Below are 12,436 nucleotides of genomic sequence, written 5' to 3' on the forward strand. Positions count from 1 at the left end.
CCCACCCTCATGGCCATCAGCCGCCGAGGTTGCGGAGCAGGAACGCCTCAGCGAGGACGACCTTCTCGAACTCGGCGAGGTGCAGGCCCTCGTTGGCGCCGTGGGCACGGGTGTCGGGGTCCTCCACACCGGTCACCAGCACGCTGGCCTGCGGGAACGCCTCGAGGAACTCGGCGATGAAGGGGATGGAGCCGCCGACGCCCATGTCGACCGGCTCGGTGCCGTCCCAGGCCTCCGCGAAGGCGGCGCGCGCAGCGTCGTAGGCCGGACCGGTCGCGTCGATCTGGGTCGCCTCACCGGTGTCCACGACGACGGTGTTGAGCGTCGCGCCCCAGGCGACGTGCTTCTCGAGGTGGGCCTGGAGTCGCTCGACGGCGTTCTTCGTCGTGTCGCCGGGTGCGATGCGCAGGCTGATCCGGCAGCGCGCTGCGGGAACGAGGGTGTTGGACGCGCCGTCGACCTTGGGGGCGTCGAAGCCGGTGATGCTGAGCGCGGGCTGGGTCCAGAGGCGCTCGACGGCGGAGCCGGTGCCGATCCACTCGATGCCCTCGGCCGCGCCCGACTCCGCGCGCAGGCGCGCCTCGGGGTAGTCGACGTCAGCAGCCGGCCCACTGTGCAGGCCCTCGATCACCAGGTTGCCGGCGTCGTCGTGGAGGCTGGCGATGAGGCGGCTCAGGGTCATGATGGAGTCCGGCACGAGGCCGCCCCACATGCCGGAGTGCACGGCGTGGGTGAGCGTGCGCACCTCGACGTCCATCCGGACCAGGCCGCGCAGGCTGGTGGTGAGCGCGGGCTCGCCGATGTCCCAGTTGCCGGAGTCGGCGATGACGATGACGTCGGCCGCCAGGCGCTCCTTGTACATCGTGAGCAGCTCGACGAGGGTGTCGGAGCCGACCTCCTCCTCGCCCTCGATGAACATCACGAGGTTGACGGGCAGCTCGTCGCCGAAGATCCGGACGGCGCCGAGGTGGGCGGCGATGCCGGCCTTGTCGTCGGCCGCACCCCGGCCGTAGAGCCGGTCGCCGCGTTCGGTGGGCTCCCACGGCGGCGAGTCCCAGTCGGCGTGGTCGTTCTCGGGCTGGACGTCGTGGTGGGCGTAGAGCAGCACGGTCGGCGCGCCCTCGGGCCCGGCCTTCTTCGCGATGACCGCCGGCGGGGCGCCCTCGAAGGCACGCACGATCTCGGTCTCGAAGCCCTCGGCGGCGAACAGCGCCTCGGTCGCCTGCGCGCTCCGCTCGACCTCGCCGGCACGCGCCGGGTCGGCGCTGACGGACTGGATGCGGACCAGGTCTTCGAGGTCCTGGCGGATCCCCGGGAGGACTTCGGCGAGGCGGGCACGGATGTCGATCGTCATGTCCCGCACCCTAGTCGGGGCACTGAGGCGCGCGTCACGCCCACCTGTCGGGACGACGCTCAAGTGTCATGTGCCGTTCGGCGTCGACGAACCCGAGGGAGCGGTAGATCCGCAGCGCGTCGCCGTCGTGGTCGGCTGCGATCACCAGCTTCTCGAGCTCGTACGTCGACAGCGCGTGCTCGCCGGCAGCGTGCACGACCGCCGCGGCCAGCCCCTGGCGGCGGTGGTCGGGGTGCGTCTCGACGGTCTGGTAGCGCGCGATCCCGGCGTGGGTGACGAAGACGGCCGCCGTGCTGACGAGGGTGCCGTCGACGAAGGCGCCGAAGCGCTGGCCCAGCCCGCGCGCGACCAGTGCCCGCTCCTGCGCGTTCTTGCCTCGGGCGAAGGCCATGAACACGTCTTCGTCCGTCTTGGCCCAGAGGTAGTGCGCCAGTCGAGCTCGCCCCTCCCAGTCGTCGTCGCTCTCCAGCGCTCGGATGACCACGCCGTCGGCGACCGGCCGCGGGGCGACCAGAGCACCGGCCGTCAGGACGACTCCGCTGTCGACCGCCAGGCCCGCCTCGGCGAAGGCCTGCAGCTCGGCGGTCTGGTCCTCGGTGCCGTCGACGCCGATGGCGACGTGCTCGGCCTCGGGGAACTCCGTGTGGAAGGCGCCGATCACCTCGCGCTCGCCGCCGGGGAACGGCCGCTGCTTGAGCAGCAGGAAGTTGCCCCAGAAGTAGGTCGGGTTGTCGGGCGTGCGGATCACCAGGTGGGTGCCGCGGTCCTCGATGAGGCTGCCGGAGAGCTCGAGCAGGCGCAGGTCGGTGCGGAAGCCGAGCGAGCGGATGTCCATTCAGTCCTTCTTCATGTCTGTCAGGGGCAGGTGGGCCGTCAGGTCGGTGCGCTCGCCGCTGGCGATGATCCGGCCGCTCGCGATCGCGTCGCCCCACTCGATCTCGCCGGTGGCGAGGGCGATCCAGGTGGCTGGGTCCGTCTCGATCACCGCGGGCGGTGTGCCGCGGGTGTGCCGCACTCCGGGGATGACCTGCGCAGCGGCGTACGGCGGGATGCGGACCTCGACGGAGTTGCCCGGCGCACGCTCGGCGAGCACGGCCAGGAAGTGCTTGGTGAGCAGCTTGTCGTCGGCCGTCGTGCGCGACTCGAGTGCGGCCGCGACCTCGTCGGGGGCGGCAGGACGGAGACGGACGGGCACGGGTGAACCCTAGTCGGGGGCCGGCGGCCCCCTCGCCTCACGCGTCGATCGTGTCCAGCAGGTCAACGACCTGCTGCCAGGCCTTGGTGCGTGTGTCGATGAGGTCGAAGTGACCACCCGTCACCTCGATGAGCTCCGCGGTCGCGCCGGCCTCGGTGGCCGCCTGCACGTAGTCGCTCGACTGGCTGATCGGCACCGAGGTGTCGTCGGGGGCGTGCAGGCACCACACGGGGACGTCGAGGGGGACGTGGCGCATGGGGTCGGCGAGGTCGAAGGCGGGGTCGTCGGGCCCGACCCCCATCAGGCTCTGCACCGCTCCCCCGCCGAGGTTCTCGTCGTACGCCGACGTCAGGTCGAGCACCCCGGCCTGTGAGAGCACGTGCGTGACCTCGACGCCGCCCGACCACTCGTCGAAGCGCTGGCGAGCGGCCGCCCAGGTCGCGAGGTGCCCGCCGGCGGAGTGACCCAGCGTGACCACCGGGCCCTCCCCGTCGACCAGGTTGATCGCGGCGTGGATGTCGTCGAAGGTCGCCGGGAAGCCGCCACCGTTGCCGACCCTGCGGTACTCCACGTTCAGCGCCGTCCAGCCGCGCGCCGCCAGGTCGGCAGCGAGCCGGGAGCCGAGATCGGCGGCATACATCGCCTGCCAGAAGCCGCCGTGGATGACGACGACCGTGCCTCGGCTCTCGCCCGTGGGGTCGTAGCGGTCGACCCACTGGGACGGGTCCTCACCGTAGGTCAGGCGCGTGGGCTCCTGGGCGTCGTTCGACATCGGGTCGCCTCCAGATGAATCGCTCGGGTCCGTCCCGCCGTCGCTCGCGCAGGCCGCAGCCAGCGGGAGGATTGCAGCCGCCGCCAAGGCGGCCCGTCGCGTCAGGGCAGGCATCGCGGTCGACCCTACCCATGCTCGCCCTTGCCAGTGACGCGAGTCACATCTAGGTTGCGCAGGTGCCCGGGACCACCCGGGACGTCCCCTCGGAGAGGATCCACATGTTGCACGCCCCATCCAGGCCGTCGCGGGCCACCCGCACCGCGTTCCTGGCCTTCGCCTCGACGGCCGCGCTCGCCACAGCAGCGCTCACCGCCCCGGCCGCCACCGGTGAAGTCGCCGACCCCAGCTCGGCGACCGCCGCGCTGCGCGCAGCCGTCACGCCCGCCAACGTGATGGCCCACCTCGATGAGCTCCAGGCCATCGCCGACGCCAACAACGACACCCGCGCCTCGGGCACCCCCGGCTACGCCGCCTCCCGTGACTACGTGGTCGGCCAGCTCAAGGCCGCCGGCTACAGCCCGACGGTCCAGGCGTTCGACTTCCCGTTCTACCGCCAGCTGGCCCCGGCCACGTTCGACGTCTCCGCGCCGAGCCAGGCCTCCTACGTCGACGGCGAGGACTTCGCCCTGATGACCTACTCCGGCTCGGGCGACGCCTCGGGCACGGTGCAGGCCGTCGACCTCAACCTCGGCAACCTGACCGGCTCGACCAGCGGTTGCGAGGCAGCGGACTTCGCCGGCTTCGTCGCCGGCAACATCGCCCTGGTCCGTCGGGGCAGCTGCGCCTTCGCGGTCAAGGTCGTCAATGCCCAGGACGCCGGCGCGTCCGCCGTCATCGTGATGAACACCGGCACTCCCGGCTCCACCGGCGCCTTCGCCGGCACGCTCGGCTCCCCGGTCGGGACGGTTCCGTCGCTGGGCACCAGCTTCGCCATCGGGTCCTCGCTGGCCGACGGAGGCACGGCCCACATCGTCGCCAGCACCGAGTCCGAGATCCGCAAGACCTGGAACGTCCACGCCGACACCAAGACCGGCGACTGGGAGAACACGGTCCACGCCGGCGCCCACCTCGACAGCGTGGTGGCCGGCCCCGGCATCAACGACAACGGCTCCGGCTCCGCCGCGCTCCTCGAGGTCGCCGAGCAGGTTGCCACGACCAAGACGACCAACCGGATGCGCTTCTCCTGGTGGGGTGCCGAGGAGCTCGGCCTGCTGGGCTCGAACCACTACATCAACGACCTGGCAGCCAACAAGCCGTCCATGCTCGAGAAGACCGCCCTCTACCTGAACTTCGACATGGTGGGCTCGCCCAACTACGCGCTGTTCGTCTACGACGGCGACAACTCCGCCTTCCCGGTCGGCCCGGGCGCGGCCAAGGGTCCTGATGGATCGGGTGCCATCGAGAAGCTGTTCCACGACTACTTTGGCTCCCAGGACCTGCCGTCCGCCGAGACCCCGTTCAGCGGTCGCAGCGACTACGGCCCGTTCATCGCCAAGGGCATCCCGGCCGGTGGCCTGTTCACCGGCGCCGAGGGTGTCAAGACCGAGTCCCAGGCGGCACTGTTCGGTGGTGAGCCCGGCGTCTCCTACGACTCCTGCTACCACGCGCCCTGCGACTCGATCGAGAACGTCAACGTCGACGCGATCAACTTCAACTCCGACGCGATGGCGCACGCGGTGCTGACCTACGCCAACTCGATCAGCTCGCTCAGCGAGCCGGTCGTCGGTGACGTCCACGGCGACGGCACCCCGAGCGGTGGCGGTCTGCACGACCACGAGCACGAGCTGCCGACCAGCTGACGCTCTGTTCCTGTGTACGGCGAAGGGCCCCCGCCTCGGCGGGGGCCCTTCCTCGTGGTCGGGTGCCTGGCTTGGCCGGCGGCCGGATGCGGACCGGCGGCGTACCGGCGTACCGGCGTAGTTAAGTGAGAGTTTGTGGTGATTTCGTCGGTGGACGACAAACCCTCACTCAACTACCCCACCGACGCGCGGGACGGAGTGACCAACGCGTCGATTTGATCGGACGTCAGCGACCCAGGGCGTCGGGCAGGGTGGCGCTCCACGCAGCGCGCAGCTCGGCGACGGGGACCTCGAACTGGCCCTCGACGCTGATGGTGTCGCCGCCGGTCTGGCCCAGCGGGGTGATCGCGACGCCGTGCTTCTCGGCCAGCGCGACGAGCCGGTCGGCGTTGTCGGTGGTCACGGTCACGATGGCTCGAGCAGCGGACTCCGAGAAGAGGGCGACGAAGGGGTCGCCCTCGAGGGCCACCGACACCCCGATCCCGTTGCGGAAGGAGGACTCCGCCAGGGCGTGGGCCAGTCCGCCGTCGGACAGGTCGTGGGCACTGGTGACAACTGAATCGCTCGACGCCTCGACGAGCAGCGTCGAGAGCGCGCGCTCGGCGGCGAGGTCGATCCGCGGGGGCAGTCCACCGAGGTGCTGGTGGATGACGTGCGCCCACTCCGACCCGGAGAGCTCCTCGCGGGTCTCACCCAGGAGGAAGACGCGCTCACCGCCAGCCTGGAAGCCACTCGGCGTACGGCGCGTGACGTCCTGGATGACGCCCAGGATCGCGACGACGGGCGTCGGCAGGATCGCCGTCTCGCCGGTCTGGTTGTAGAGGCTGACGTTGCCGCCGGTGACGGGGATGCCGAGCTCGAGGCACGCGTCCTTGAGACCGCGGCAGGCCTCGGCGAACTGCCACATCACGTCGGGGTCCTCGGGGGAGCCGAAGTTGAGGCAGTCGCTCATGGCCATCGGGGTGGCACCCACGGTCGAGACGTTGCGGTAGGACTCGACGAAGGCGAGCTGGGCGCCGACATAGGGGTCGAGCTTGGCAAAGCGGCCGTTGCAGTCGGTCGAGAGCGCGACGCCGAGGTTGGTCTCGTCGTCGATCCGGATCATCCCGCCGTCCTCGGGCTGCGAGAGCACGGTGTTGCCGCGGACATAGCGGTCGTACTGGTCGGTGACCCACGACTTGTCGCACAGGTTGGGGCTGGCGACGAGGGTCCGCAGCGTCGCGGCGAGCTCCTCGCCGGTCGTCGGCCGCGGCAGCGCCTCGGCGGTGTCGGCCTGCAGGGCGTCCTGCCAGGCGGGCCGGGCGTAGGGACGGTGGTAGGTCGGACCGTCGTGCGCGACGGACGCGGGCGGCACGTCGACGATGCGCTCGCCGTGCCAGTCGATCTCGAGCCGGCCGGTGGTGGTGACCTCGCCGATGACGGCCGCCTCCACCTCCCACTTGGCGCAGATCGCGAGGAACTCCTCGACGTGGTCGGGCTCGACGACCGCCATCATGCGTTCTTGCGACTCGCTCATCAAGATCTCTTCGGGAGCGAGCGTGGAGTCACGCAGCGGCACCTGGTCGAGGTTGCAGTGCATGCCGCCGTCGCCGGCCGAGGCCAGCTCGGAGGTGGCGCAGGACAGGCCCGCGCCGCCGAGGTCCTGGATGCCGTTGACGACACCTGCGGCGAAGAGCTCGAGGGTGCACTCGATCAGCAGCTTCTCCATGAAGGGGTCGCCGACCTGCACGCTGGGTCGCTTCGCGGGACCGGTCGACTCGAACGTCTCGGAAGCCAGGATGGACACCCCGCCGATGCCGTCGCCGCCGGTGCGGGCGCCGTACAGGATGACGAGGTTGCCCTCGCCGGCTGCCTTCGCGAGGTGCAGGTCCTCGTGGCGCAGGACCCCGAGGCCGAGGGCGTTGACGAGCGGGTTGCCGGCATAGGTCTCGTCGAAGACGACCTCGCCGCCGATGTTGGCCAGGCCCAGGCAGTTGCCGTAGCCGCCGACGCCGGCCACGATCCCCGGCAGCACGCGGTGGGTGTCGGGGGCGTCGAGCGGGCCGAAGCGCAGCGGGTCCATCACCGCGACCGGGCGGGCGCCCATCGCGAGGATGTCGCGGACGATGCCGCCGACGCCGGTGGCCGCACCCTGGTAGGGCTCGACGTAGGACGGGTGGTTGTGCGACTCGACCTTGAACGAGACGGCATAACCCTGGCCGATGTCGATGACGCCGGCGTTCTCGCCGATGCCCGCGAGCATCTTGCCGATCGGGGTCTCCTGCGGCACCTCGCCGAACTGCTTGAGGTGCACCTTGCTCGACTTGTAGGAGCAGTGCTCGGACCACATGACGCTGTACATCGCCAGCTCGCTGCTGGTCGGGCGGCGGCCGAGGATCGTGCGGATGGTGGCGTACTCGTCGGCCTTCAGGCCCAGGTCGGCCCAGGGCTGGTCGCGCTCAGGGTCACCGGACGCCACGGCGACGGTGTCGAGGGTGCTCGTGCGGGGGGCCTGCTGGGTCTCGGACACGGGCGTCAATCTACTAAGCCCCGCGCCACTCCACGTGGCCGCGTCCGCCCGGCGGCCCACGGCCCGGGGCGAACACGCCAAACCTGTGACGAAAGTGACTGGTGGGAACGTAGGGTGGCCCTTTCGCGACCCGCCCTTCCCCAGCTCCTGGAGTCACGACCATGCGCCGAACTGTCATTGCCGCGAGCGCGGCCCTGCTCACGGTCGCGCTGGCCGTCACCACCGTGCAGACCGCCGATCCGACCGGGTCGCCGACCGCTGCCGCCGAGCTGGCCGGTGCGAGCTCGAGCGCCAGCGCGGCCCAGGTCGTCGCCTCGACCCCGGGTGACTTCACCGGTCTCGGCTTCGACCAGTGCGTCGCCCCGACCCAGGCCGCCATGGATGCGTGGATCAAGTCGTCGCCGTACCGCGCGGTCGGGATCTACATCTCCGGGGACTCCCGCGCCTGTCGGGTCCAGCCCAACCTGTCACCCACCTGGGTCACGACGCAGGTGTCGCGTGGCTGGCGGCTCCTCCCGATCGCGCTCGGCCCGCAGGCCTCCTGCCTCGCGCGCTTCCCGCGCTACGACGACGACTTCAAGATCGACCCGAAGCCGGACGGCAGCTATGCGGCAGCCCGCGCGCAGGGCGTCGTCGAGGCCGACAAGAACGCCGCGGACGCGGCTGCGCTGGGCATCGGCCCGGGCAGCACGCTGTGGTACGACCTCGAGGCGTTCGACCTGGCCAACACCCACTGCCGGGAGTCCGCGCTGGCCTTCATCAGCTCGTGGGTCACCCGGACCAAGGAGCGCGGCTACGTCGCCGGGTTCTACTCCAGCGCGAGCTCGGGCATCAAGATGCTCGATGAGGCACGTCTGAAGCGACCCGGGGTCTTCGCGCTCCCGGACCGCATCTGGATCGCGCGCTGGGACGGCGTCGCCAACACCTCGACGAGCTACATCGCCGAGGACGGGTGGCGGCCCGGCAACCGGATGAAGCAGTTCAAGGGCGGGCACAACGAGACGTGGGGTGGTGTCACGATCAACATCGACACCAACTACCTCGACCTCAGCGGCCCCGGCACGACCACCCCGCCCCCGCCGGCGCCCGTCCCGACCGCCGCGCCCGAGACGCACTGCGGCGGCACCCGCATCGACTTCCCGACCTACTACACCCTGAAGCCGAAGGCAGCCAGCAAGACCCGCACCCTCGCGCTGCAGTGCCTGCTCAAGGAGAAGAGGCGGTACGCCGGACGGCTGGACGGCGACTACGACCGCGCGACCCGCAAGGCCGCTGGCGCATGGATGAAGTCGCGCGACTTCACTCCGACCCGCATCTGGCGCCGCAAGAACTGGGTCGCGCTGCTCGCCGGTCAGGAACGCCCGGTGCTGGGCGTCGGCGCCACGGGCCCCGTGGTCTCGCGGCTCCAGCGCGCCCTGAGCGCCGCGCGGCAGCGGGTCGAGGTGACCGGGACCTTCGACGAGGCCACCCGATCAGCTCTGGTCGCCTACCAGACCCGGGTCGGCGCGACCGCGACCGGCACGACCGATGCGGCGACCTGGGCGAAGCTGGCCAAGGGTCGGTTCTGACCCGAGCAACCGGGGTCTCGTGACGGGCCTTCGGCCCTCCTCAACCGCCGGCGAGACGGTCAGACGGGCGGGCCGACGGCCAGCGCAGCTGCAGTGAGTACGGCGACGGCCCCGACGAGCAGGGCAACGGCCAGGCGGTAGTGGCGCAGCAGCCAGCAGACGGCCCGTTGCAGGACGGTCGGGCTGTCCGGCCGCGAGAGCCAGTCGGTCCCGAGCAGGCCCCGGCGATCGGCGTACACCTCGAAGGGGAGGGTGGCGAACGGCGGGACGGCCGCGGCGAGGCCGAGCACGGAGCGCGGCAGCGACCAGCGCTGGTCGATCGCGACGATCACGGTCACCAGGCAGTAGGCGATGAACACGACGCCGTGGACCATGCCGAAGATGCGGACACCCAGCTCAGTGGTCTCGGTGACGTACTTCAGGAACATGCCCGAGAGCAGCCCCGCCCACGTGATCGCCTCGGCGACCGCGAGCGTGCGGAACAGGCTGCGCGGCGTCAGGCTCCTCACGCGAACGTGGCGGCAGCGAGGGAGGTGAAGAACCCCAGCCCGTCGGTGCCGGGACCGCACAGGGCCTCGACGGCGTGCTCGGGGTGCGGCATCAGGCCGACGACGTTGCCACGCTCGTTGGAGATGCCCGCGATGTCACGCAGCGAGCCGTTGGGGTTGTCGTCGAGGTAGCGCGCGACGACGCGGCCCTCGCCCTCGAGCATGTCGAGGGTGGCCTCGTCGGCGACATAGCCGCCCTCACCGTTCTTGAGCACGATGGTGACCTCCTGGCCGGCGGTGTAGGCCGAGGTCCAGGGGGTGTCGACCCGCTCGATGCGCAGTCGCTGGTCGACGCAGTTGAACTTGCGGTGGTCGTTGCGGATCAGCGCGCCGGGCAGCAAGTGGGACTCGCAGAGGATCTGGAAGCCGTTGCAGATGCCGAGGACGGGCATGCCCTTGGCTGCCGCCTCGATCACCTCGGTCATCACCGGGGCGAAGCGCGAGATGGCGCCGCAGCGGAGGTAGTCGCCGTACGAGAAGCCACCGGGCAGCACGACCGCGTCGACGCCCTGGAGGTCGTGGTCGCCGTGCCACAGGGCGACGGCCTCGTTGCCGCCGAACGTGACGGCGCGGCGCGCGTCGACGTCGTCGAGCGAGCCGGGGAACGTGACGACGCCGATCTTCATGCGGTCCGGACCTCGAAGTCCTCGATCACCGGGTTGGACAGCAGGGTCTCGGCCATCTGCTGGACCTCGGCGAGCGACTCGGGGGTCGCGTCTCCCTCGATCTCGACCTCGAACCGCTTGCCCTGGCGGACCTCCACGACGCCGGCGAAGCCGAGGCGCGGCAGCGCACGGAGCACAGCCTTGCCCTGGGGGTCGAGGATCTCGGGCTTGGGCATGACATCGACCACGTAACGGGCCACGGGCGCTCCTGGGCTTCGGGGGATTGCAGGGGCGATCCTATCGGCGTCCCCCGCGCGCCCGAGACCTGACCTCTCCCCTGGGCTCAGGCCCGCGGTCGCGCCGCCACGATCAGCAGCGCCACGCCGAGCCCGGCCACGACCGGGCCGATCATCGCCCAGGTGTCGACGCCGGTCATCGGGCTGCCCTTGAGGTAGCCGAGGCCCTGGAAGGTCCAGACAGCACCGACGATCGTGAGCAGGCCGCCGAGGACGAACAGGAGGGGCTTCACGAGAGCTCGCGCTTGAGGATCTTGCCGGTCGCGGTCATCGGCAGCTCGTCGACGAACTCCACGATGCGGGGGTACTTGTAGCCAGCCATCTGCTCCTTGGCCCAGGCGACGAGCTCGTCCTCGGTCAGCTCGACCTCCTTGTTGCGGATGACGACGGCCTTGATCTCCTCGCCGTGGCTGTCGTGCGGGACACCGATCACGGCGGCCAGGCTGACGCCGGGATGGGTCAGCAGCACTTCCTCGATCTCGCGCGGATAGACGTTGAAGCCGCCGCGGATGATCATGTCCTTCGAGCGGTCGACGATGTAGTAGAAGCCGTCGTCGTCCTTGCGCCCCAGGTCGCCGGAGCGGAACCACCCGTCCTGGATCGCGTCCGTCGTCGCGTCGGGGCGGTTGTAGTAGCCCTTCATGATGTTCGGGCCCTTGATCGCGATCTCACCGATCTCGCCCTCGGCGTCGGACCACTCGCCCGGCTCGGGATTGATCAGCTTCATCTCGACTCCCGGGATCGGGGTCCCGATCGAGCCCACGCGCACCGCTTCGCCGTACGGCGAGAAGCTGGCGACCGGGGAGGTCTCGGAGAGGCCGTAGCCCTCGAGGATCGTGACGCCGAAGCGCCGCTCGAAGTCCTTGTGGACCTCCACCGGCAGGGCCGATCCGCCGGCGGCCGCGACGCGGAGGTTGGCCGCGAGCTCGGCGACGTCGACACCGGAGTCGTCGAGCGCCCCGAGCAGGCCCCAGTACATCGTCGGCACCCCCGCGAAGAACGTGACCTTCTCCTTGGCCATCGTCTTCAGGGCCGCGTCGGCCTCGAACCGCGGCAGCATGACGACGGTGCCACCGAAGGCGAAGCCGCCGTTCATGATCACGGTCTGGCCGAAGGAGTGGAACAGCGGCAGCACGCAGAGGTAGGTGTCGGGGCGGTCGGCGGAGGCGCCGAAGAGCGCGTCCCCGGCGAGCGCGTTGGAGACCATGTTGCGGTGGCGCAGCTCGGCGCCCTTGGGCTGGCCCGTGGTGCCGGAGGTGTAGAGGATGACGGCGGTGTCGTCGTCGCTGACCTCGACCGTCTCGAACGTCGGCGGCTGGGCGCCCATGCCCTGGCCGAGCGTCTCGGTGCCCTCGATCGGCGAGGCGGCCGCCGGGTCGACGGTGATCATGAAGAAGTGCTCGCAGGAGTCGGTCTGCTCGAAGCCAGCGTGTCCCTCCGCGCCGATCGCCAGCTCCGGGGTGCCCTGGAAGCAGAAGTAGGCCTTCGCGTCGGAGTCGGCGAGGTGGTAGGCCACCTCGCGCCCCTTGAGCAGCACGTTGAGGGGCACCACGGTCGCCCCGGCCTTGAGGATGCCGTAGTAGACGATCGGGAAGAACGGCAGGTTGGGACAGCTGATCGCGACCTTGTCCCCCGGCTCGATGCCGCGTGAGACGAGCAGGTTGGCGACCTGGTTGGCGGCGCCGTTGACCTGCGCGTAGGTCAGGCGGACATCACCCAGCACGACCGCTTCCCGGTCGGCGTAGGTGGTCGCAGAGTTCTCGAGCAGCGAGGCGAGGGATGGCATGGGC

At 70.6% G+C, this 12,436-nt stretch carries 12 protein-coding genes; 2 read left to right on the top strand and 10 right to left on the bottom strand.

The window, feature by feature from the left end; genetic code table 11:
• Positions 1-16 precede the first annotated feature (16 nt).
• From C9J87_RS08835 to C9J87_RS08850, 4 genes are read right to left on the bottom strand one after another with little or no spacing between them, the layout of a single operon-like run.
• Positions 17-1,354 (bottom strand): dipeptidase, encoded by a 1,338-nt coding sequence (locus tag C9J87_RS08835; RefSeq protein WP_036491286.1) that lies wholly within the window; start codon positions 1,352-1,354, stop codon positions 17-19.
• A 34-nt stretch (positions 1,355-1,388) separates the two neighbouring features.
• The gene (locus C9J87_RS08840) at positions 1,389-2,189 is read right to left on the bottom strand and encodes a GNAT family N-acetyltransferase (RefSeq protein ID WP_010834230.1); all 801 of its coding nucleotides are present in this window, start codon (positions 2,187-2,189) and stop codon (positions 1,389-1,391) included.
• Entirely contained in the window at positions 2,190-2,549 is a 360-nt protein-coding gene (locus C9J87_RS08845) for a sterol carrier family protein (protein ID WP_010834231.1), read from the bottom strand. It lies immediately after the preceding gene.
• A gap of 37 nt (positions 2,550-2,586) precedes the next feature.
• Positions 2,587-3,435 (bottom strand): alpha/beta hydrolase, encoded by an 849-nt coding sequence (locus C9J87_RS08850; protein ID WP_051204247.1) that lies wholly within the window; start codon positions 3,433-3,435, stop codon positions 2,587-2,589.
• 104 nt (positions 3,436-3,539) lie between these two features.
• On the opposite strand from C9J87_RS08850, the gene C9J87_RS20435 reads away from it, so the two are divergent.
• Entirely contained in the window at positions 3,540-5,120 is a 1,581-nt protein-coding gene (locus tag C9J87_RS20435; protein WP_036491287.1) for a M28 family peptidase, read from the top strand.
• 226 nt (positions 5,121-5,346) lie between these two features.
• Here C9J87_RS20435 and purL read toward each other — a convergent pair whose 3' ends face one another.
• A complete protein-coding gene (purL, locus tag C9J87_RS08860) occupies positions 5,347-7,629 on the bottom strand; it encodes a phosphoribosylformylglycinamidine synthase subunit PurL (protein ID WP_010834234.1) in 2,283 nt (760 codons plus the stop codon).
• A 161-nt stretch (positions 7,630-7,790) separates the two neighbouring features.
• Between purL and C9J87_RS08865 the strand changes: the two genes are divergently transcribed.
• On the top strand, positions 7,791-9,197 hold the full coding sequence (locus C9J87_RS08865; RefSeq protein WP_010834235.1) for a glycoside hydrolase domain-containing protein: 1,407 nt from the start codon (positions 7,791-7,793) through the stop codon (positions 9,195-9,197).
• A gap of 59 nt (positions 9,198-9,256) precedes the next feature.
• Here C9J87_RS08865 and C9J87_RS08870 read toward each other — a convergent pair whose 3' ends face one another.
• From C9J87_RS08870 to C9J87_RS08890, 5 genes are all read right to left on the bottom strand, one after another.
• On the bottom strand, positions 9,257-9,706 hold the full coding sequence (locus C9J87_RS08870) for a DUF3817 domain-containing protein (RefSeq protein WP_232820004.1): 450 nt from the start codon (positions 9,704-9,706) through the stop codon (positions 9,257-9,259).
• Complete coding sequence (gene purQ, locus C9J87_RS08875) at positions 9,703-10,371, bottom strand: phosphoribosylformylglycinamidine synthase subunit PurQ (protein ID WP_107705315.1); 669 nt, start codon at positions 10,369-10,371, stop codon at positions 9,703-9,705. Before purQ ends, C9J87_RS08870 begins: the two co-directional genes overlap by 4 nt.
• Positions 10,368-10,610: a phosphoribosylformylglycinamidine synthase subunit PurS gene (gene purS / locus C9J87_RS08880; RefSeq protein WP_107705316.1), complete on the bottom strand. Its 243-nt coding sequence runs from the start codon at positions 10,608-10,610 to the stop codon at positions 10,368-10,370. Before purS ends, purQ begins: the two co-directional genes overlap by 4 nt.
• Positions 10,611-10,693: 83 nt before the next feature.
• The gene (locus tag C9J87_RS08885; RefSeq protein WP_107705317.1) at positions 10,694-10,879 is read right to left on the bottom strand and encodes a hypothetical protein; all 186 of its coding nucleotides are present in this window, start codon (positions 10,877-10,879) and stop codon (positions 10,694-10,696) included.
• Positions 10,876-12,432 (bottom strand): long-chain-fatty-acid--CoA ligase, encoded by a 1,557-nt coding sequence (locus tag C9J87_RS08890; protein WP_010834239.1) that lies wholly within the window; start codon positions 12,430-12,432, stop codon positions 10,876-10,878. The genes C9J87_RS08885 and C9J87_RS08890 overlap by 4 nt, the downstream gene beginning before the upstream one ends.
• Positions 12,433-12,436: the final 4 nt, after the last annotated feature.

The organism is Nocardioides allogilvus (assembly GCF_003047285.1).
Lineage (GTDB): Bacteria > Actinomycetota > Actinomycetes > Propionibacteriales > Nocardioidaceae > Nocardioides > Nocardioides allogilvus.